Genomic DNA, 19,803 nt, shown 5'->3' on the forward strand with positions numbered 1-19,803 from the left:
TTATTTATTTCAGACCGAGCAATACAGGGCAGTGATCAGAATGATAGGCCTCTTTAAGGATAACAGCACGAGATAAATGGCCCTTCATTTCCTCTGTTACAAAGTTGTAATCTAATCTCCATCCTTTGTTTTTTGCCCTTGAATTTTGGCGGTAACTCCACCAAGTGTAGTTGTCTGGATTTTTATTAAAAAATCTAAATGAGTCAATTAATTGGCATTCTTCCATAAACTGTGTCATCCATTCTCTTTCCAAGGGTAGAAATCCAGAAACGTTTTTGAGTCTAACAGGATCATGGATGTCAATGGCTTCGTGACAAATATTAAAGTCCCCTGAAATAATCAAATTTGGAATTTCTTTCTTGAGATTTTTAATATAATTCATAAAGTCAAAACAGAATTGCATCTTAAAATCCAATCTTTCGATATTAGAAGCGCTTGGAACATAGACCGAGATCACCGAGAAATCTTCAAAGTCCACTCTTATTATTCTTCCCTCGCTGTCGTAAGCTTCAATACCACAACCATATTCAATATGTTTTGGAAGTGTTTTGGAGGCAATACCAACACCACTGTAACCTTTTCTTTGTGCGGAAAACCAATAATTGTAATAGCCTGCTTCGCTAAGACTTGTAGTGTCGATTTGGTCGAGTGATGCTTTACTTTCTTGGAAGCAAATTACATCCGGATTGGTTGTCTTAAGCCAACTTAGGAAATCTTTGTTAAACGCCGCTCTAATCCCGTTAACATTGTAGGTGATGATATTCATTCAGATTTTAATTAATAATAGACTGTTAACCTGTAAAATTAATGATAAAATTGTCAGTAATAAGTATCCAAATGGTTTTAATTATCTTATTTAGGATATAAAGTTGAATAAATTAATTCAGAAAATTTCCTGTCCAAGGCTGATTTTCGTAGCTATTGATTGTTCCATCAAGGTCACTATCCCAAGTATAGGTTGCGCCTCCAATTGTTGCTCCTGCCACAAGTCCTGTATAGATATAATTGATTGAAGTGTCGCTGGTGTCTCTATCGTAGGTAAGGATGCTTCCATTCATTGACCATGATCCAGTGAATGTGATACTTTGGTTATTGATATCTTCATAATTTGCAGTTCCATTTGCGTTAAATGTGACTCTTGCTTGGATCGGGCTTCCAAACTCATCTTCAAAAGTGAATTTCCAAGTCGTATTTCTGACATCTTTGGTAGTGAATGTGTATTCGTCACTATAACCTGTGCCTTCCGTGTTGACTGCATATGCTCTATAATAATAAGTGGTATTAGCTTCTAAACCAGCTATGGTTGTGGAAGTTGGTGTTAGCGGGTTTGTTACTTCAACTGTGTAAGTTATAAGATCTGTGCTGGAAGTGTTTGGATTTGTGCTTAGGCCAGCAAGAAGTCCGTGTTGGGAGATGTTGCTTGTTCCAATGTCAGTTACCTGGTGCTCGACGCGCCAAATATTAAATGAATAAGGTTCGATGGTTGCTTGATTTGAAATTATTACAGTTGGTAATACGGGAACAACTTCGTCGTCACAACTTATAAAGTTGAAGCTTGCGGCAATGATGATTGCAAGGATTTTAGATTTAGTTTTCATAATTGTCTTTTTTTGATTGTTAGTATGAATCAAAATTAGAGGTATTATAAAAATTGGTTAATAGTGTTTTTCCTTTTTTTTGAAAATACTTTTTCCTTATTTTTCGTTTATTAGACGGGTATTTATATTGTTTTACATTTATATTTTACAATAAATTACTGATAGATAAACGGTATGAAATTAACTTAATTTTGAGTTTTAATAAAAAAAATAGACGGGAAGCAAGATTTCGCTTCCCGTCTTAGCCCAGAAATTAAATAAACTATGAAAAAAAAATTACTTGGGCTCTAATATGCTTATCGGAATGATGCACTCTTCAAGCGATATTCCTCCATGTTGATACGTATCTTTATAATAGTTAACGAAGTGGTTGTAGTTTTTAGGGTAAGCTAAAAATATATTGTTCTTCGCAAAAATATACTTGGAACTTAAATTTCCTTTAGGTAAAAACAGGCGTTCGGGATTAGAAACTGCCCAAACATCTCCTGATTCGTATGATAAACTTCTTCCAGTTTTGTAACGGATGTTGGTCGAAGTTTCTCGATCACCAATAACTTTGCTCGGTTTTTTTACATAAACGGTTCCGTGATCTGTAGTAATTACAAGTTTGAAGCCATTTTCCGCTGCAGCTTTAATGATTTTCAAAAGGGAAGAATTTTCGAACCAATTCAACGTGAGTGAGCGAAAAGTTTTATCATCTCTTATTAGTTGATCTACAATGTGATTATCAGTTTTTGCGTGAGAAAGAATGTCAATAAAGTTGTAGACAATCGTAAGCAGATCATAATTTTTGTATTGATTAAAGTCTTCAAAAATTTTACGTTCGAAGTCTGCATTAAGGACTTTGAGGTATTTTGAAGTCTTATCCGAAAGTCCAAGGCGTTTCATTTGATCGATAAGAAAATCTTTCTCAAATTCATTTTTGTTTCCTTCTTCATTGTCATTGAACCATTTGTCTGGAAATCTTTTTTCAATCTCAGAAGGTAACAGTCCTGCGAAAAATGAGTTTCTTGCGTACTGAGTTGCAGTTGGCAGTATACTATAATAGTAGTCCTCGGAAACTTTGTTGTAGAATTTGATAAAAAGTGGTTCGATCATTTTCCATTGATCATATCTCAAATTATCTATCATTAGTAGAAGTGTTTTTTGAGATTCGATTTCTGGTTTAACTTTTTCTTTGAAAAGAGTGTGGCTCATCATTGGTTTGTCCGAAGAGTGGAGCCAGTCTTCGTAATTTTTTTCGATAAATTTTGCAAACTGGATATTGGCTTCTTCTTTTTGGTTTTGAAGAAGGTCTGCAAATTCACTGTCAAATACTCTATCGAACTTGATTTCCCAGTTAAGGATCTTTTTGTAATATTCAGCCCATTCTTGCCAAGTTCTAATATAGGAAAGTTCCATTGATAAATTCCGAAATTCTTGTTGATATTCTTGGATGGTTTTTTGTTCCACCAAATTATCTTCCTGAAGATTCTTCTTTAGGGAAAGCAAAACTTGATTGGGATTAATTGGTTTTAGAAGATAATCGGAAATTTGGGAGCCAATTGCTTGTTCCATAATATGTTCCTCTTCACTTTTAGTCACCATTACGATCTTCATGCTGCTGTCTTTTTCTTTGAGCATAGGAATGGCTTCCAAACCTGAAATTCCAGGCATATTCTCGTCCAAAAGCGCTAACTGGAACTTTTCTTGATCTATTATTTCAAGAGCTTCATTGACGTTATTAACAGGAGTTACCCTGTAACCTTTGTTTTCAAGAAAAACGATATGAGGTTTTAGTAAATCGACTTCATCATCGATCCAAATTATTTTTGCCATGCAATGTTTTTTAATAATGATTAATTAGTTGGGAGAAATATTTCCAAAATTACGCTAAATAACTGTAAAAAAGTGCTAAATAAAACTGAGTAAATAGTTAAAATATCGTTAAAAGTAATAATCGTTTTTTTTGTGTAGTTATAGATTTTTCATCTATAAAACATCTTTTTGTTAAAAAATATATATTAAATTTGGTTATTTATCAAAAATATTAGTATATTATGGACTTCGGCTTCCTCTATTAACCCCAATGAAAAAACAGAGGGGTTTGAGAAACAATCAACCTTCTGAAAAGAAGATACTTACAAAAAGTTAAAATAATGTAAGAGATTCTATATCAAAGCATTCGAAAATTCGAATGCTTTGGTGCAGAATTCAAATGATTCTTTTTAGAAGGAATTGATAAGAAAAGTATATTTGAACATCTGATTTTTCAGAATGTTTCAAAAGAGAAAATGATCTTTGATATTTTAGAGAAAAAAATAGGTGAATTCGGAAAAATTATGAGAAGATAAATATTATTCCTTCTATTACGCAGAAATTTTACAGCAGAAATTGCGGTTTTCTTCCAGCCTTTGTTGGTTGGAACTTTGTAAAACCAGTTTGAAGTTTGCCAGTTCAGGATTATCGTGGACTTCACTTGGAGTGTAAATCTTGTGTTTGTAACAAGGTCGGTTATTGTTATAATCTTCAATAAAGAATTTCAGTTCCTGATAAATCGTTGTTGAAAGAATTTCTTTGGAACGGAAGTAATACGACTTCATGATCTTGTAAGGTCCTTCCACAATGGAATTAGAAAAAGTAACATCTTTCAGAGCAATCTTCTTGCTGATATTGATGTGGCAATTTTTGATAAATTCAGCAATCGTTTTGTTGTTGTTTTCAGAACCTCCATCTACAATGAGTTCAAGATTTTGATCTTTCAAATCTACATCAAATTCATTTTTAATGGCTTGCTTCACGCTTTCCATTCTAATCTTCGAGCATTTCTTGGTAGAAATATCCCATGAAATAATTTTCCTCGAAAAATTATCGACCACAGTATAAATATAAAACACAACATTATCCAGAGTTTTGTATTGAGAAATATCCATGTGCCATGTTTCATTCGGTCTTTTTGCGTTGTAAGAGCCTTTCTTTCTAGGTTTCTTCTTAGGTTTTCTGGCTTCTGAGTATCCGAGTTTCTAGCGTATTTGTACCAGGTTGACTCCGCCATTGAAATAACTCCATCCCGGATTGCCTTTCCCCAAATGGAACGGATGCACCGCGTTTTGTGTTTGCTCAGATTCATATATTTTTTGAGGATGGAAATTTCTCTGTTAGAAATCTGCTTGGGTCTTCTTTTAAAGCATTGTCCGACCAATGAAGTGTTACAGGCGAATTTTCTATCACTTAACCAAAACGAATATTGTCTTTTTGAAATCATCAAAAAACGAAGAATATCTTTTTTAGCAATGGGAAAATCCTCGGAAAGATTTTCAATCAGGGCTACAAAAACATTTCGATTGGCTTTAATAACAGAGCGGATATTTTCTTTTCCAAGCAAAGTAATCAACGCAATGTATATTCTGGCAAATTGAATAAATGCTTTTCGGCTGAAGTACAAACGGGAATCAAGAAATACTTTGGTGTCTTCCAGATTATTCCGAATGCTTTTGGAAAATTCAGATCCAATATATTTTTCGGAATTTTCATTTTTCCAATAATGGGAAGTAGAACCGGGGATTTCCTTGATGAATCTTTGTGGCAAAACTTCATTTTGAATGCCTAAAGCATAGCAGGTTTTGATATCCGTATGATACTTTTTGTATTTTTGCATCGGTGTGTTTTCAAATCAATTGTAAAGATATGGCAAATAAAAAAAATAATTCTTCAGAACAAACGATGGCAAAATTGGTTCAGGAAATGGAAAAGCAGGGTCTTCGCTCAGAAGAAGAGATTAGAACTTTTCTAAACGGAATCGTTGGGAAAAATATAAATGAGTTGAATTTCGGGTTAAATGAAAGCAAAGAAGATCAGGCGCAAGATTTGATCTATGAAGCATGGGAAAGCAGTCCGAAAAAAGCGAAACAGCTTATTTTGCAGGCAAAAGAATTAGATCCCGACAATGCAGATGTATATAATTATCTTGGAGATATTGAGAATACTCCTGAAAAAGCATTAGATTTTTATGAGCAGGGAATCAAAGCTGGAGAAAAAAAACTAGGAAAAAAATTCATTAAAGAAAATGAAGGACATTTTTGGTTGATGATTGAAACCCGTCCTTACATGCGTTCACTCTTTAATTCTGCAAGATGTTTAGCACTATTAGACCAAAATGAAGAAGCAGTGGAAAAATACTTCAGAATTTTGAAGCTTAATCCTGATGATAATATGGGAGCAAGATATGAGCTGTTTTCAGTATCATTAGAAATAAATGCTTTCAAAATAATAGAGGCTCTTCTTAAAGAATATCCTGATGAGTATGGTGCAAATTGGACTTACAACAAGGTATTGTATCATATCAAGAAAAATGAAATTAAAGAAGCTGAAGAAGAATGGTTTATGGCAGTCAATACCAACAGGCATGTTCCAAGATATTTGTTAGGGATAACAAAATTACCAAAAAAGCTGCCGGATTATATGAGTATCGGTTATGCAGATGAGGCTCAGTGTTATGTTGCAGAAAACCTTCATCTATGGGAAGAAACAAAAGGAGCTTTAGATTTTATAAAATCGAAAATCTAAATTGTTTTTTTTCACTTACTTCGAATTTTCGAATCCAAAATATTTCTTATCTCAAATGTTTCGAGCTCTGTAATAGGTTGTGAATTAAGCTAATTCACTGATTATCATTGCTAAGCGGTTCGAGTTCTTGTAAATAGGGGGAGGTACTACATGGACAACATTACACACTTGGACAGCTGCTAATAGTCCAAGTAATACATCCAATAACTTCTCGCATAATATTACCACTACCTCCAATAATGTGAAATTTGCGTTGCATGCTACTGATGGAGCAACAATTGACGGCACGGATTACGAATTTTTCATAGATAATTTTAAAGTAGAAAATTCTTCAAGCTTATCTACTGTAGAATTTGCAAAAAGTGGTCTTGGAGTTTATCCAAATCCTTTCCGTGATATTTTGAATCTTTCAAGTGTGAAGAATGTGAAATCTGTTGCAGTTTTTGACTTAGCTGGTAGAATGATTCAGCAAATTGATAATCCTACAACTGAATTGAAACTGGGCAACTTGAAGTCGGGAATGTATATGCTAAAACTTCAATTTGTTGATGGAACTTCACAGACTGTGAAAGTGATTAAAGAATAGAAAATTAAATTTCTATATAACTTAAAGGAGCAATTATTTTGCTCCTTTTTTGTTTTCAAAAGGTTGTAATGATTAAATTCATTATTTTTGCACGAAATTGAAACTAAAACCATCGCGTAGTAATGCTCAATAAATTCAAAATTATTAATGATCCTGTGCACGGATTTGTCAAAATTCCACACGAAGTTATTTTTGATGTTATTGAGCATCCTTATTTTCAAAGGCTTCGAAGGATTTCGCAGACGGGTTTGCTTAATTTGATTTTTCCTGGAGCAACACATACGAGATTTCATCATGCTATTGGAGCAATGCATTTGATGTTTACTGCTCTTGAAACTTTGAAGTTAAAAGGAGTAAAGGTTTCTGAGGAAGAAGAGAAATCAGCAATGTTGGCTATTTTGCTACATGACATTGGGCATGGTCCATTTTCACATGCGTTAGAGAATATGTTGATGGATAATTGGCATCATGAGAAGCTTTCTTTACTTCTGATGAATGAGCTCAATAATGAGTTCGACGGACAGTTTTCAATAGCGATAGAAATGTTTCTTGGGAAATATCATCGTAAATTTTTCAATCAATTGATTTCATCACAATTGGATGTTGATCGATTGGATTATTTGAAGAGAGATAGCTTCTATACTGGAGTTGCGGAAGGTAATATCAATACGCAGAGAATTATTTCGATGATGAATGTTGCAGGTGACGAACTGGTGATCGACGAAAAAGGTATTTATTCAATCGAGAATTTCCTCACTGCAAGGATGTTGATGTACTGGCAAGTTTATTTCCATAAGACTGCGACCTTGTCCGAACATACTTTGGTGAAGATTATGAAGCGAGCGAAGGAGCTTACCTTGCAAGGAGCAGATTTACAAGCCTCGGACAATCTTCAATACTTTTTGAAAAAGAAGCCTTCCGATATGGCTAATGCCGAAGATATTACTCGATTTACAGAATTGGACGATACAGATATCATTCAGGCGATGAAGTCTTGGCAGAAAAGTGACGATTTTTTACTTTCTTATCTATGTGAAGGTGTGATGCAAAGGCATCTTCCCAAAACTAAAATTTCAGCGAATCCTTTTACAGAGGAAGAAATCGAAGATAAAAGAAGGAAAGCAATACAAGTGTATCCAAAGGAATTTGCTAATGATTTAGTAGAACAAATTTCGCGTACACTTTTGCCATACGACCAAAAGGAAAAATCTTTAATTTTGCTCGATAAAAATGGAGATAAAATTCCTATTGAGAAATCAAAAAATCAAATTTTGTCCTCATCAATAGGAGAGCCACATACAAGATATTTTTTATTCTATCCAAGAACGTTAGATTAAAAGTATCAAAATTAAAAACATGTAATTGTAATCAAGGATGACGCAGGACATAGGCAAAGGGTAGTAGGTGATGATTGATAATTAAATGATAATAAGTTAATAAAGCTAATAACGATAGGGTAAACACGCAATAATTTATTTGATAAATTATAGGGTAGTTTATTCAAAATCTTAAAATATTTGGTAATTTAATTATATTTGCAAAATATGGAATTTACCGCATCGCAAATTGCAGGTTTCATCGACGGCAAAATTATTGGCAACGAGAATGCCATTATTACAGGCGTTTCTCCAATCGAACAGGGAGAAGAAGGGCATCTGTCCTTTGTTGCGCAAGAAAAATTCAGTGCTTATTTGGAGGATTCCAAGTGTTCTGTACTCATCGTTTCGGAGAAATTGCTTTCTAAAGAAGTTTATAAACCCACTATTATTGCTGTTAAGGATGCTTATTTGTCTTTTCAGACTTTAATGAATCTTTACCAACAAATGCAATCCAGAAAAACTGGTGTTGAAGCTCAAGTCTTTATTGACTCAACAGCGGTTATTGGTGAGGAGGTTTATATTGGCGCTTTTAGTTATATCTCTGAAGGTTCAAAAATCGGCGATGGATCTCAAATTTATCCCCAGGTCTACATTGGAAAAAATGTAAAAATTGGAAAAAATTGTAAGATTGACAGTGGAGTCAGGATATATGATTATTGCCATATTGGCGATGATTGTGTGATACATGCCAATACGGTAATTGGAGGAGATGGATTTGGATTTCAGCCAACCGAAAATGGATATAACAAGATTCCCCAATTGGGCAACGTTGTGTTAGGAGACAGAGTCGAGATTGGTTCTAACTGCAGCATTGATAGAGGAACGATTGGTTCTACCATTATCGGTAATGGTACTAAAATCGACAATCTCATTCAGATAGCTCACAATGTGAAGATTGGTGAAAATAATGTTATTGCCGCACAAGCCGGTATTGCTGGTTCTACGACGATTGGTAATTGGAATATGATTGGTGGTCAAGCGGGAATCGTTGGGCATATTAACATTGGAAACCAAGTGAAGATTCAGGCTCAAAGTGGAGTTAATTCCAGCACAACAGACGGTGAAACATTGTATGGTTCGCCAGCTATCAATGCAGGTGATTACAGACGAAACTATGTGCATTTTAGAAATTTCACAGAAATCGTTAAAAAAATTAATCAATTAGAAAATCAAATAAAAGAGAAAACTAATGAGTGATTTGCAAAAAACTTTACAAAAGGAAGTGTCACTTTCCGGAGTAGGATTACACACGGGAAAGGAGGTGACCATGACCCTCAAACCAGCTAAAGAAAATACTGGATTTGTATTTGTTAGAACTGATTTGGAAGGGAGTCCTCAAGTAGAAGCAGATGTTAACTATGTGACCACAACAGAACGTGGAACAACTCTTGAAAAACTTGGAGTTAAGATCCATACTTGCGAGCATGTACTTGCAGCATTGGTTGGATGTGATGTGGACAACGCTTATATAGAAATGAACAGTGCCGAACCTCCTATTATGGATGGTTCTTCAAAGTTTTTTGTAGAAGCAATTGAAGAAGCTGGAATAATTGAACAAAGTATAGATAGAGAATATTTAGTCGTTAAAGAAGTACTAAGTTATTCTGACCCAAGTACTGGTTCAGAGATTACCATTATTCCTTCAGATACTTATGAAGTAACAACGATGGTAGATTTTGGGACCAAAGTTTTGGGAACTCAAAATGCTACTCTAAGAGATATCACCGAATTCAAAGGAGAAATTTCGACTGCGAGAACTTTTAGTTTCTTACATGATTTAGAGATGCTTTTGGATAATGGTTTGATTAAAGGAGGAGACATTTCCAATGCCATTGTTTATGTGGACAAAGAATTGACTCCAGAAACTGCTGAAAAATTGAAAAAAGCTTTTGGAAAAGAGCACGTTTCTATCAGACCAAACGGAATTCTTGATAATCTTACCTTAAATTACCCAAATGAGGCAGCAAGACACAAATTATTAGATGTTATTGGAGATTTGGCTTTGGTAGGAGTAAGATTGAAGGGGAAAGTAATCGCTAATAAACCTGGACATTTTGTAAATACACAATTTGCAAAAAAACTGAATCGTCAATGGAAATTGATGAAGAAGAAAAATGTTCCAGAATTTGATTTGTCAAAAGACCCTGTATACGATATCAATGGGATTATGAAATTAATGCCACATCGTTACCCGTTTTTATTGTTAGATAAAGTTTTGGAATTGTCAGACCGACATGTTGTTGGACTTAAGAATGTGACTTTCAATGAGCCTTTCTTTGTTGGACACTTTCCGAAAGAGCCAGTAATGCCTGGAGTTCTGCAAGTAGAAGCTTTAGCGCAGACGGGAGGAATCTTGGTATTGGCAAGCGTTCCAGACCCTGAAAATTATTCAACTTATTTTATCAAAATAGATAAGGTGAAATTCAAGAAAAAAGTAGTTCCTGGAGATACTTTGATTTTCAAAATCGAATTAATAGAGCCTATTAGAAGAGGAATTGTACATATGCAAGGTTACGGATATGTTGGTGATAGCGTTGTCGTGGAAGCTGAACTTATGGCTCAAGTTGCAAAAAATAAAACCGAATAAATGATTCATCAATTAGCCGCCGTTGACAAAAGAGCAAAAATTGGTAAAAATGTTGTAGTAGAACCTTTTACTACCATTGCATCAGATGTTGAGATTGACGAGGGAACTTGGATTGGTTCCAATGTGACCATTATGGATGGTGCAAGGATCGGAAAAAATTGTAAAATTTTTCCTGGTACCGTAATTTCTGCAATTCCTCAGGATTTGAAATTTGACGGAGAAGATACCAAGACCATTATTGGAGATAACACTACATTGAGAGAGTGTGTAACCGTTAACCGAGGGACCAAAGCATTAGGATATACCAAAGTTGGAGATAACTGTCTAATTATGGCAACTTCTCACATTGCTCACGATTGTATCGTTGGAAACAATGTTATTATTGCGAACGGTTGCGGAATTGCAGGTCATGTTGAAATCGGTGATTTCACTGTGATGGGTGGACTTTCTGCGGTTCAGCAGTTTGGTAAAATCGGAAAACACACCATGATTTCAGGTGGGTCATTGATTAGAAAAGATATCCCTCCCTATATCAAAGTAGGTAGAGAACCTATTTCTTATGCCGGAATTAATTCAGTTGGGCTAAGAAGAAGAGGTTATACCAATGACAAAATATTCGAAATTCAGAAAATTTATCGTTTTCTTTTTCAAATGAAACTCAACGTAACCCAAGCGATGAATTACATCGAAAAAGAAATGCTTCCAACAGCAGAAAGGGACGAAATTCTAGAATTTATCAAAAACTCTCCAAGAGGTATCGTTAAAGGATACGGTACTGGTAAGGAGTAACTTCCCTTCCATTGAAGAGGTGGTTCAAATTGAGAATCTAAAATCTAAAATTCAAAATTTATAATTAAAATAAAAGAATGGCAACAAGTAACGATATCAAAAAAGGACTTTGCATTGAATATAGCAATGATATCTATAAGGTAGTTGAATTTCTACACGTTAAGCCAGGGAAAGGACCTGCTTTCGTAAGAACAAAACTAAAATCTGTAACCAACGGGAAAGTAATCGACAATACTTTTTCTGCAGGACACAAAATCGATGAAGTAAAAGTAATTACAAGAAAATACCAATATTTGTACGACGACGAAAATGGATTTCACTTCATGAACAACGAAGATTTTTCTCAATTATACCTTAATAAAGAGATGATTGAAAATTCTAACTTGATGAAAGCAGGTGAAGAAGTGACCATCATTTTGAAAGAAGTTGATGAGACTCCACTTTCTGCCGAACTTCCTGCAAGTGTTTATTTAGAGGTTACAGAAGCTGATCCAGGTGTTAAAGGTAACACTGCGACTAACGCTTTGAAGAATGCTATCGTTGAGACAGGAGCAAGAGTAATGGTTCCACTTTTCATTGAAGCAGGAGACAAAATCAAAGTTAGCACCGAAGACGGAAGCTACTTAGAAAGAGTAAAAGAATAAATGATATAAAAAGCCATTTCAAATTATTGAGATGGCTTTTTTTTGAATTAATGTGGATGCCCTGACCTTGAAGTTTTTTGAGTTAAGAAATTTTAAAGATATTTTTGTTAAAAAATTTCCACTGTTTGAGCATGTCATCAATTGCGAAAAAGAAGGTGAATTTTGGATTCGTGCGAGTTTTGGAAATTTTAGAAAATGATTTAAAATTTTAGCAAAAAAGATAAGTCTTGATTTTTTGATTCTTTTGTATCAAGACAAAAGAATAACCAACACTTACTTAGAATTTGATTTTTTTTAGTTTGCAATTCTCTTCACCCATCACCCATCATCCATCATTCATCTTCCATCTTCATTCATCCCTCATTCTCCATTTTCATTATTCATTTTTTACAAGTAAATTTGGGAAATCATAAAAATACAATTTCTATATGCGTTTTGAAAAACCACAAACTTTAGAGACTATAGCGCAACTTATTGGAGCCGAATTTGTTGGAGATGCCAATTTTTCGGTTTTAGGAACCAATGAAATCCACATGGTTAAGGAAGGCGAAATCGTTTTTGTTAATCATCCCAAATATTACGATAAAGCACTTAATTCTGCGGCAACCATTATCTTGATTGATAAAAAGGTGGATTGTCCTCAAGGCAAAGTTTTACTTATTTCTGATGATCCTTTCCGCGATTTCAATAAAATCAACACTTATTTTACGAAGATTTATAACTTCAAAGAAGATTTAGGAAATACAGAGATTGGTGAAGGGACCTTCATTCATCCTTCTGCAACCTTGGGTAACGACGTCAAAATTGGAAAAAATTGTCATATTTTCCCAAATGTTGTGATAGGAGATAGGACGGTTATTGGAGACAATGTGGTTATTCAAGCGAATACTGTTTTAGGAGGAGATGCTTTTTACTACCGAAAATTAGATGGCAATTTTGATAGATTAATTTCGGTTGGAAATGTTGTGATCGAAGATAATGTCGAAATCGGAAATGGATGTACGATTGACAGAGGAGTAACTGATTCTACGAAAATTGGAGCAGGTTCAATTTTGGATAACCAAATTCAGATTGGTCATGATACCATTATTGGTAAAAAATGTTTGATTGCTTCGCAAACCGGTATTGCAGGATGTTGTGTAATCGAAGACGAAGTTACCATTTGGGGACAAGTTGGTATGGCTTCTGGAGTAAGAGTATCAAGCGGAACGGTTCTTTTGGCGAAATGCGGAGTGAATCGAGATTTGGAAAAAGGAACTTATTTTGGCTTTCTTGCAGAAGAATTCAGAGATTATCTAAGAAAAGAAGTGAAATTGAAGAACTTATAAAAAGTACCATTTAGATTTTATTAAACAATTTTTAATCAGTATTTTTGTAGAATATATATTTTTAAACTTTAAATAAAGAAATAACAAGATGGCAGTATTAGTCAACAAAGATTCTAAAGTAATCGTACAAGGATTCACCGGTAACGAAGGAACTTTCCACGCAGGTCAAATGATTGAATACGGAACCAATGTAGTAGGTGGAGTAACTCCAGGAAAAGGAGGAACTGAGCATTTGGGAAAACCAGTATTCAACACCGTTGCAGACGCGGTAGCAAAAGCGGGGGCTAATGTGAGCATTATTTTTGTTCCACCTGCATTTGCAGCAGATGCAATTATGGAAGCTGCAGAAGCTGGAATCAAAGTAATCGTCGCTATTACTGAAGGAATTCCTGTTGCTGATATGGTTAAGGTTAAATCTTATATCGCTGACAGAGACTGCAGATTAATTGGACCTAACTGCCCTGGAATTATTACTTCTGATGAGGCAAAAATTGGTATTATGCCAGGATTTGTATTCAAAAAAGGAAAAGTTGGAATCGTTTCTAAGTCTGGTACTTTAACTTACGAAGCAGCTGACCAAGTAGTGAGAGCTGGTTACGGAATTTCTACCGCAATCGGAATTGGGGGAGACCCGATTATTGGGACTACAACCAAAGAAGCTTTGGAATTGTTCATCAATGATCCAGAGACAGAAGCGGTAGTGATGATTGGAGAAATCGGAGGAAGTCTAGAAGCTGAAGCTGCAAGATATTATAAAGCGAGTGGTTCGACGAAACCAGTTGTTGGATTTATCGCTGGTCAAACAGCTCCTAAAGGAAGAACGATGGGACACGCAGGTGCAATTGTTGGTGGAGATGAAGATACAGCACAAGCTAAAATGGAAATTATGAGAGCTAACGGAATCAACGTGGTAGATTCTCCAGCGGATATCGGTAAAACGATCGCTAAAATTTTAGCATAGTATTAGAAAACACAAAGTTTATGAGAAAAATATTTTTAGCATTAGGACTTATTTTGTCGGTTTTTAGTTTCGCTCAAGTTGAAACTCAAAATATCCGATATGGAGTTACTGGTGGATTGAATTATTCTAGAATTAGAAACGCACATAACCCTTCCGGTCCAAGATATACTTTTCAAGCTGGGGTTTTGGCTTTGATTCCAATTGACAGCGATGACCAGTTCTATTTACAACCAGAAGTAGAATATTATGGTGGAGGTGAAACGGGAAAGGATAAAAATGCAAAAGGATCAGCTGGTTACGATGCTGTATATGCAGACAATTACATCAGTGTTCCTATTCTTTTTAAGGGATATTTCTCTGAAGCAGAATCTGAGTTTTTTGCAGTCGTTGGCCCAAGATTTAATTTCAGATTGAATCAAAAGATTTCAGATCCTGCTCAGTTATACTATACTGTAAATGGTGATGATCCAAAACACCCTGATGTTAATGGTAAATCTAGTGGATTCAACATTGCTGCTAGTTTTGGAATCGGATATAGTTACAAAAGAAAGATTGAACTTTTGGGTAAATATGATTGGGGATTCTCTAATGTTTATAAAGGTTTGATGAATGAACCTGGAAATGACCCAAATATTTCCGGTAAGAAGACTCAACATGTATTAAGTATTGGACTTAATTATATTTTTGACTAAGAAAGCAAAATATAGACTTAACATAAAATCGCTGATTATTTCAGCGATTTTTTTATTTTTAAAACAAAAATTAATGATCAAAGAAAGTATTTCTTGGGAGGACTTCGAAAAATTAGATATCAGAGTAGGAACCATTATTTCTGCCGAATATTTTGAAGGCGTACGTAATCCAGCAATCAAACTTCAAATTGATTTTGGAGATTTGGGTGTCAAAAATTCTTCTGCACAAATAACAAAGTTATATCAACCAGAAGAATTGATACGAAAGCAAATTGTAGCCGTCGTCAATTTTCCCCCAAAACAAATCAAAAACTTCTTTAGCGAAGTTTTGGTCATGGGAATTTATGGAGAAGAAGGAGCGGTCACTCTTCTTTCTTCTGACAAGGTTGTAAAAAATGGTTCTAAAATAGGATAAATTAGAGCTAATTAAATGTTGGTATTTTCCAAAATAATAGCATAACCTTGGCCAACACCGATACACATCGTCGCTAAAGCATATTTCTTTCCAGTTTTTTGCAATTCAAGAGCAGCAGAATAGGTAATTCTCGTTCCGCTCATGCCAAGAGGATGGCCAAGAGCAATGGCTCCGCCATTAACGTTTACTCGAGCATCATCGTTAGAAATTCCCAACTCTTTAAAGCAAGCTATGCTTTGTGCTGCAAAAGCTTCATTGATCTCGATAATGTCGATTTGGTTAAGTGTTAGTCCAGCTCTTTTCAGAGCCAAATGAGTAGCGTCAACTGGTCCAATTCCCATGATTCTTGGTTCTACACCCACCACTGCAGAAGTAACGATTTTTGCAAGAGGTTTTAGACCATATGCTTTGACTGCGTCTTCTGAAGCAATAATCGTTGCAGCTGCTCCATCATTAAGACCAGAAGCATTTCCTGCGGTTACCGTTCCATTTTCTTTTGCGAAGGCAGGACGCAGTTTTCCAAGAACTTCAAGAGAGGTGTTGGGTTTGATAAATTCGTCTCGATTGATAACAATAGGTTCACCTTTTCTTTGAGGAATGACAATGTCAGAAATTTCTTCAGCCAATCGTCCAGTCGTTTGAGCTTTTACGGCTTTCATTTGCGAATTTAACGCAAATTCGTCTTGTTCATTACGTGAGATTTGATACATTTCAGCCAGATTTTCGGCTGTTTTTCCCATCGCTTCGGTTCCGTACATTTTTTCCATTTCAGGATTAACAAAACGCCATCCAAAACTGGTATCATACATTTTGGAATCTGTTCCAAATGCAGATTCGGGTTTGGAAATTGCGTAGGGAGCTCGGGTCATTCCTTCGACGCCACCAGCAATAAAAATATCACCTTCTCCTGCCTTAATTGCACGGTTGGCTTGTGCAATCGCACTCATCCCGGAAGCGCACAATCTATTGACCGTTTCTCCAGGCACGGTTGTCGGTAGTCCTGCTAACAAAGAAGCCATTCTTGCGACATTTCGGTTGTCTTCTCCAGCTTGATTAGCGCAACCGATGATGACATCATCAATTTTGTCAAAAGGTATCTCAGAATTCTTTTTCATGAGACTTTTGATGACAGAAGCAAGAAGATCGTCGGTTCTGACAGCAGCTAAGCTTCCTTTGAAATTTCCAATGGCTGAGCGAGTTCCGTCGATAAGATAGGCGTTCTTCATATATAGGTTTTGTTATTTTGATGAGGAGCGTAAATGTACAAAATTTTAAAAATCTTTACCTGAAATCTTTGTCGAAAGTAAGGTGTGGATAAAACATAACCAACTTAGATAATAAACTGAAAAAAAGGAGAAGTCTTAAAAGGGGATTTTTCCCCTTTTTTAGTTAAGCGATGTCAAGTAATTTTGATATTCTAATATAACCTTATAAAATCGTAGATATATGAGTGCCAACAACCAAATCAGTGTTGAGATTCCACAAGCAGTGCTTGATGAGGTTTCTCAGAAGTTACAAGATTGCAAAACTGCACTTGCTCCTTACTTACAGGCTTTAACGGCAGACCAAAGAATGTCACTTTTCAAAATGGGCGATAAGACTTTGGCTACAGTACAAAAAATCAAAAACTATCTAATTACCAACCCAGAGTTTGCTCCGGCGTATATGAGTCAAGAAGAATTTCTGAAGGATGTAGCGGTGACAGAAGCGCTTACCCCTTTATCCAATTTGGCTCAGCAACTGGCGACGGATATCTCCGACACGATGATGTTGGCAGGGAGTGAAGCACTGACTGCGGGGATGCTATACTACGGAACGGTAAAAGAAGCTGCAACAAAAGGGGTGACGACTGCTAATCCGGTGTATGATGATCTTAAGATGCGTTTTAGTAAGCGTATTAACAAAACACCACCCACGACCTCTTAGGAAGTAGCTTTTTGCAAATCCTTATAAGCTTTTAGGTTCTACAAATTATCTAAAAGCTTATTTTTTTATGCTTTTTGCAAATAGTTAGATCGTAATAGCACATACACTAAAACTAATAGCAACAATTAAAAGGCTCAAAACTTCTTACAAAGGACTTTTTTGCCAACACAAAAAGGGATGAGGTTAAATACAATAATTAGAGATCCTGTAATTTTTGTTGAAGCGTTAGGTTTTCTTGTTTTAGAAGTTGTAGTTCTTCTTCTAATTTTGTAATATATTTTTTTTGTGTTTCAAGAAAAAAATCGGGGATATTGGAGTAGGTAATATTACTCCCTGAATGGTCGTGAAAAGTAGAATTATCAAATTGAAAAGAAAATTTTGAATTATCTTCCTTTATTTCTTCTACAGGGACTTCCAATATTTTAGCAATTTTTTCCCATTCTTCATCGTAGATGCGTACTTCTCCTCTTTCTTTGCGAGAGTAATTAGAGGTATCTGTATTTAATATTTTTGCCATTTGTTCTTGTGAAAACCCCTTTTGCTTTCTACAGTTGCGTAGTTTCTCGTGTAGCATTTATTTTGTTTTTTTTGTAAAAATGTATAAATTGTACGAAAATTGCAAGAAAATTGCAAAAAAAATGCAAATTTTATTGGTGATTCTTCTAAGTATTGTTTGTAATTTTGTTTAATAACCAAATAAAAATTAAGTTATGGAAAAATTAAAAACTTTTAAAATGAAGCGTAATCAACTTCATAAATGTATTGGTGGAGCCGGAATCTACGACCCTTCTGCAGGAGATACAAGTTTATCCCCAAATCTTGATGGATCTTATACAAAATTTACATCAGGAAATCCGAGTCCTAATGTGGAAATGCGAGATCGTGAAACGTATAATTCAGCGGGAGATCTTCTTTACAGTAAGACTGTGTGGGTACATAATGGAGGAGTATAAATAAAAATAAAAACATATTATTATGAAAAGATTAGAAAAAAATCAGAAATTAATTGATAAATCAATTGACCTTGAAAAAATATGGGGAGGAGGTACTAAGACTTCATATAAGACTTGGAGTACTAAAAGTTATGGCATTACGAATACATGGTATTATAGAGATGAGTGGAATGATACTGATAATGATGGTGTTTTTGATTATGGTACTGAACAAGGTTGTGAGCAGTTATACTATAATATTCAACCGAATCTTAGTAGTAGCGTTTGTGACTTATAGTCTTAATAATAAATAGACATAAGAATTATTCAATAGGCTTTACTTTACATAAAGCCTATTTTTTTCAAAGTATCTTTTTTGTATCTAAAAAAAATTATTATTTCAACCTTAATCATTGAATAAAAGTATAAATTTTTGCAAATTGTAATGTAAATAGGTGTAATATAATAATCAATTGGAAAGAACAGTACTTTAATCTTTTATGTCAAAAAAGAATTAATTATAATAAGTGTTATTAAAAATGAAAAGTCTTTTTTTTCTCCTATTAGTGATATTATGTAATGCGCAGTATAATGTTAATGTTTCACAAAAACACATATATATCGGTCAATATTATTATTACGGAAATGATTATAAAAGGGCTTTTGTAGAGTATCAAAAGGCATTTGAGTTAAATCCTTATGCGCTAAAAAGTAATATATTGATTTTCACTAAAGTTTGTTTTGAATTAAATAAAATAAAAGCTTTAGAAAAAGCAATTTATCGATCATCTTATTATTACTTATTTTCGGAAGAGTATTTTAGTGGTGGTAGAGTATCATTATACAAGGACAGACCTCCTTTTGATAAGATTATTCAGGGTAAAATTTCGATATTAAAAAATAATTATTACAGTAATATTGATAATATTTCAAAGATAGAATTGGAGAAAGAGGTTGCAAGGCTTGACTTTGCAGATCAATACCTAAGAACTTTAATTGCAAAAGGAGAAGATGAAAAGTACTTGAATAGGTTGATGTGGAAAGAGGATTCTCTTAATGTTTCACAATTAATTGACCTAACTAGGAAATATGGTTGGTGTGATAGTGCTAGAATTATTCTATGGCATCAGAGGGGGACCTATGGGCAAAATAATTTTGTTTGGGATTATTTTATTCCGTTTTTCAAGGATCAAGTGTCGAGAGATTTGGTTAGTAAAAGTATTTTAGTTGAATTTGAACGAGATAAGTCAATCAGTAATGGTGTTCCTTTTAAGTTTGATTATTTGCCATTTCAAAGATACACTGTTGAAGATATTCAGAAGATAGACGAAAATAGAAAAAGCGTTGGAATGCCTCCTCTATATTTTTATAAGTACATAGACAGTAATTACGAGCTACCAAAAGATTATAGGTATAATCCT

The 19,803-nt window shown here is 34.7% G+C and carries 22 protein-coding genes; 15 read left to right on the plus strand and 7 right to left on the minus strand.

Annotated elements, in window-relative coordinates:
* Positions 1-4: 4 nt before the first annotated feature.
* From AC4AGG_RS10940 to AC4AGG_RS10960, 5 genes are all read right to left on the minus strand, one after another.
* On the minus strand, positions 5-766 hold the full coding sequence (locus AC4AGG_RS10940; protein ID WP_489772037.1) for an exodeoxyribonuclease III: 762 nt from the start codon (positions 764-766) through the stop codon (positions 5-7).
* 112 nt (positions 767-878) lie between these two features.
* On the minus strand, positions 879-1,598 hold the full coding sequence (locus tag AC4AGG_RS10945) for a fibronectin type III domain-containing protein (protein WP_489772038.1): 720 nt from the start codon (positions 1,596-1,598) through the stop codon (positions 879-881).
* Between the two features lie 276 nt (positions 1,599-1,874).
* A complete protein-coding gene (gene porX, locus AC4AGG_RS10950) occupies positions 1,875-3,416 on the minus strand; it encodes a T9SS response regulator signal transducer PorX (RefSeq protein ID WP_489772039.1) in 1,542 nt (513 codons plus the stop codon).
* Positions 3,417-3,946: 530 nt separating this feature from the next.
* A complete protein-coding gene (locus tag AC4AGG_RS10955) occupies positions 3,947-4,474 on the minus strand; it encodes a DDE-type integrase/transposase/recombinase (protein WP_489772040.1) in 528 nt (175 codons plus the stop codon).
* Positions 4,375-5,235 (minus strand): hypothetical protein, encoded by an 861-nt coding sequence (locus AC4AGG_RS10960; protein ID WP_489772041.1) that lies wholly within the window; start codon positions 5,233-5,235, stop codon positions 4,375-4,377. The genes AC4AGG_RS10955 and AC4AGG_RS10960 overlap by 100 nt, the downstream gene beginning before the upstream one ends.
* A gap of 29 nt (positions 5,236-5,264) precedes the next feature.
* Between AC4AGG_RS10960 and AC4AGG_RS10965 the strand changes: the two genes are divergently transcribed.
* The 11 genes from AC4AGG_RS10965 to AC4AGG_RS11015 all read left to right on the plus strand — a co-directional run bounded on the left by AC4AGG_RS10965 (position 5,265) and on the right by AC4AGG_RS11015 (position 15,524).
* Entirely contained in the window at positions 5,265-6,143 is an 879-nt protein-coding gene (locus tag AC4AGG_RS10965) for a tetratricopeptide repeat protein (RefSeq protein WP_489772042.1), read from the plus strand.
* A gap of 241 nt (positions 6,144-6,384) precedes the next feature.
* The gene (locus AC4AGG_RS10970) at positions 6,385-6,729 is read left to right on the plus strand and encodes a T9SS type A sorting domain-containing protein (protein ID WP_489772043.1); all 345 of its coding nucleotides are present in this window, start codon (positions 6,385-6,387) and stop codon (positions 6,727-6,729) included.
* Positions 6,730-6,851: 122 nt separating this feature from the next.
* Positions 6,852-8,066, plus strand: a complete 1,215-nt coding sequence (locus AC4AGG_RS10975; protein ID WP_489772044.1) for an HD domain-containing protein — start codon at positions 6,852-6,854, stop codon at positions 8,064-8,066.
* Between the two features lie 207 nt (positions 8,067-8,273).
* On the plus strand, positions 8,274-9,305 hold the full coding sequence (gene lpxD / locus AC4AGG_RS10980; protein ID WP_489772045.1) for a UDP-3-O-(3-hydroxymyristoyl)glucosamine N-acyltransferase: 1,032 nt from the start codon (positions 8,274-8,276) through the stop codon (positions 9,303-9,305).
* Positions 9,298-10,695 carry a bifunctional UDP-3-O-[3-hydroxymyristoyl] N-acetylglucosamine deacetylase/3-hydroxyacyl-ACP dehydratase gene (locus AC4AGG_RS10985; RefSeq protein WP_489772046.1) on the plus strand — a complete coding sequence of 466 codons (1,398 nt, stop codon included), beginning with the start codon at positions 9,298-9,300 and terminating at the stop codon, positions 10,693-10,695. The genes lpxD and AC4AGG_RS10985 overlap by 8 nt, the downstream gene beginning before the upstream one ends.
* Entirely contained in the window at positions 10,696-11,484 is a 789-nt protein-coding gene (lpxA, locus tag AC4AGG_RS10990) for an acyl-ACP--UDP-N-acetylglucosamine O-acyltransferase (protein WP_489772047.1), read from the plus strand.
* Positions 11,485-11,561: 77 nt separating this feature from the next.
* Positions 11,562-12,128, plus strand: a complete 567-nt coding sequence (efp, locus tag AC4AGG_RS10995; RefSeq protein ID WP_489772048.1) for an elongation factor P — start codon at positions 11,562-11,564, stop codon at positions 12,126-12,128.
* Between the two features lie 428 nt (positions 12,129-12,556).
* Positions 12,557-13,456, plus strand: a complete 900-nt coding sequence (locus tag AC4AGG_RS11000) for a UDP-3-O-(3-hydroxymyristoyl)glucosamine N-acyltransferase (RefSeq protein WP_489772049.1) — start codon at positions 12,557-12,559, stop codon at positions 13,454-13,456.
* An 88-nt stretch (positions 13,457-13,544) separates the two neighbouring features.
* Positions 13,545-14,417: a succinate--CoA ligase subunit alpha gene (sucD, locus tag AC4AGG_RS11005; RefSeq protein ID WP_489772050.1), complete on the plus strand. Its 873-nt coding sequence runs from the start codon at positions 13,545-13,547 to the stop codon at positions 14,415-14,417.
* Positions 14,418-14,437: 20 nt separating this feature from the next.
* A complete protein-coding gene (locus AC4AGG_RS11010) occupies positions 14,438-15,109 on the plus strand; it encodes a porin family protein (protein ID WP_489772051.1) in 672 nt (223 codons plus the stop codon).
* Between the two features lie 73 nt (positions 15,110-15,182).
* Positions 15,183-15,524, plus strand: a complete 342-nt coding sequence (locus AC4AGG_RS11015; RefSeq protein WP_489772052.1) for a tRNA-binding protein — start codon at positions 15,183-15,185, stop codon at positions 15,522-15,524.
* A gap of 11 nt (positions 15,525-15,535) precedes the next feature.
* Here AC4AGG_RS11015 and AC4AGG_RS11020 read toward each other — a convergent pair whose 3' ends face one another.
* Positions 15,536-16,750: an acetyl-CoA C-acyltransferase gene (locus AC4AGG_RS11020; RefSeq protein WP_489772053.1), complete on the minus strand. Its 1,215-nt coding sequence runs from the start codon at positions 16,748-16,750 to the stop codon at positions 15,536-15,538.
* Between the two features lie 220 nt (positions 16,751-16,970).
* On the opposite strand from AC4AGG_RS11020, the gene AC4AGG_RS11025 reads away from it, so the two are divergent.
* Positions 16,971-17,450: a hypothetical protein gene (locus AC4AGG_RS11025; RefSeq protein WP_489772054.1), complete on the plus strand. Its 480-nt coding sequence runs from the start codon at positions 16,971-16,973 to the stop codon at positions 17,448-17,450.
* A gap of 196 nt (positions 17,451-17,646) precedes the next feature.
* On the opposite strand, the gene AC4AGG_RS11030 is transcribed toward AC4AGG_RS11025, so the two are convergent.
* Positions 17,647-18,024 (minus strand): helix-turn-helix domain-containing protein, encoded by a 378-nt coding sequence (locus AC4AGG_RS11030; protein WP_489772055.1) that lies wholly within the window; start codon positions 18,022-18,024, stop codon positions 17,647-17,649.
* A gap of 136 nt (positions 18,025-18,160) precedes the next feature.
* Here AC4AGG_RS11030 and AC4AGG_RS11035 point away from each other — a divergent pair, with 136 nt between their 5' ends.
* The 3 genes from AC4AGG_RS11035 to AC4AGG_RS11045 form a co-directional block, all read left to right on the plus strand.
* A complete protein-coding gene (locus tag AC4AGG_RS11035; protein ID WP_489772056.1) occupies positions 18,161-18,403 on the plus strand; it encodes a hypothetical protein in 243 nt (80 codons plus the stop codon).
* Between the two features lie 22 nt (positions 18,404-18,425).
* On the plus strand, positions 18,426-18,680 hold the full coding sequence (locus tag AC4AGG_RS11040) for a hypothetical protein (protein ID WP_489772057.1): 255 nt from the start codon (positions 18,426-18,428) through the stop codon (positions 18,678-18,680).
* Between the two features lie 241 nt (positions 18,681-18,921).
* On the plus strand, positions 18,922-19,803 hold an 882-nt coding region (locus AC4AGG_RS11045), incomplete at its 3' end, for a hypothetical protein (protein WP_489772058.1).

It is taken from the genome of Chryseobacterium sp. CG10_8, assembly GCF_058117085.1.

Excerpts from the sequence above, each read along its gene's own strand:
- AC4AGG_RS11020 (WP_489772053.1), bottom strand. The coding sequence starts at position 16,750 with ATGAAGAACGCCTATCTTATCGACGGAACTCGCTCAGCCATTGGAAAT.
- lpxA (WP_489772047.1), top strand. The coding sequence starts at position 10,696 with ATGATTCATCAATTAGCCGCCGTTGACAAAAGAGCAAAAATTGGTAAA.
- AC4AGG_RS11040 (WP_489772057.1), top strand. The coding sequence starts at position 18,426 with ATGAAAAGATTAGAAAAAAATCAGAAATTAATTGATAAATCAATTGAC.
- efp (WP_489772048.1), top strand. The coding sequence starts at position 11,562 with ATGGCAACAAGTAACGATATCAAAAAAGGACTTTGCATTGAATATAGC.
- AC4AGG_RS10975 (WP_489772044.1), top strand. The coding sequence starts at position 6,852 with ATGCTCAATAAATTCAAAATTATTAATGATCCTGTGCACGGATTTGTC.
- AC4AGG_RS11000 (WP_489772049.1), top strand. The coding sequence starts at position 12,557 with ATGCGTTTTGAAAAACCACAAACTTTAGAGACTATAGCGCAACTTATT.
- AC4AGG_RS10945 (WP_489772038.1), bottom strand. The coding sequence starts at position 1,598 with ATGAAAACTAAATCTAAAATCCTTGCAATCATCATTGCCGCAAGCTTC.
- lpxD (WP_489772045.1), top strand. The coding sequence starts at position 8,274 with ATGGAATTTACCGCATCGCAAATTGCAGGTTTCATCGACGGCAAAATT.
- AC4AGG_RS10985 (WP_489772046.1), top strand. The coding sequence starts at position 9,298 with ATGAGTGATTTGCAAAAAACTTTACAAAAGGAAGTGTCACTTTCCGGA.
- AC4AGG_RS11035 (WP_489772056.1), top strand. The coding sequence starts at position 18,161 with ATGGAAAAATTAAAAACTTTTAAAATGAAGCGTAATCAACTTCATAAA.
- AC4AGG_RS11025 (WP_489772054.1), top strand. The coding sequence starts at position 16,971 with ATGAGTGCCAACAACCAAATCAGTGTTGAGATTCCACAAGCAGTGCTT.
- AC4AGG_RS10960 (WP_489772041.1), bottom strand. The coding sequence starts at position 5,235 with ATGCAAAAATACAAAAAGTATCATACGGATATCAAAACCTGCTATGCT.
- AC4AGG_RS10965 (WP_489772042.1), top strand. The coding sequence starts at position 5,265 with ATGGCAAATAAAAAAAATAATTCTTCAGAACAAACGATGGCAAAATTG.
- porX (WP_489772039.1), bottom strand. The coding sequence starts at position 3,416 with ATGGCAAAAATAATTTGGATCGATGATGAAGTCGATTTACTAAAACCT.
- AC4AGG_RS11015 (WP_489772052.1), top strand. The coding sequence starts at position 15,183 with ATGATCAAAGAAAGTATTTCTTGGGAGGACTTCGAAAAATTAGATATC.
- AC4AGG_RS11030 (WP_489772055.1), bottom strand. The coding sequence starts at position 18,024 with ATGCTACACGAGAAACTACGCAACTGTAGAAAGCAAAAGGGGTTTTCA.
- AC4AGG_RS11010 (WP_489772051.1), top strand. The coding sequence starts at position 14,438 with ATGAGAAAAATATTTTTAGCATTAGGACTTATTTTGTCGGTTTTTAGT.
- AC4AGG_RS10940 (WP_489772037.1), bottom strand. The coding sequence starts at position 766 with ATGAATATCATCACCTACAATGTTAACGGGATTAGAGCGGCGTTTAAC.
- sucD (WP_489772050.1), top strand. The coding sequence starts at position 13,545 with ATGGCAGTATTAGTCAACAAAGATTCTAAAGTAATCGTACAAGGATTC.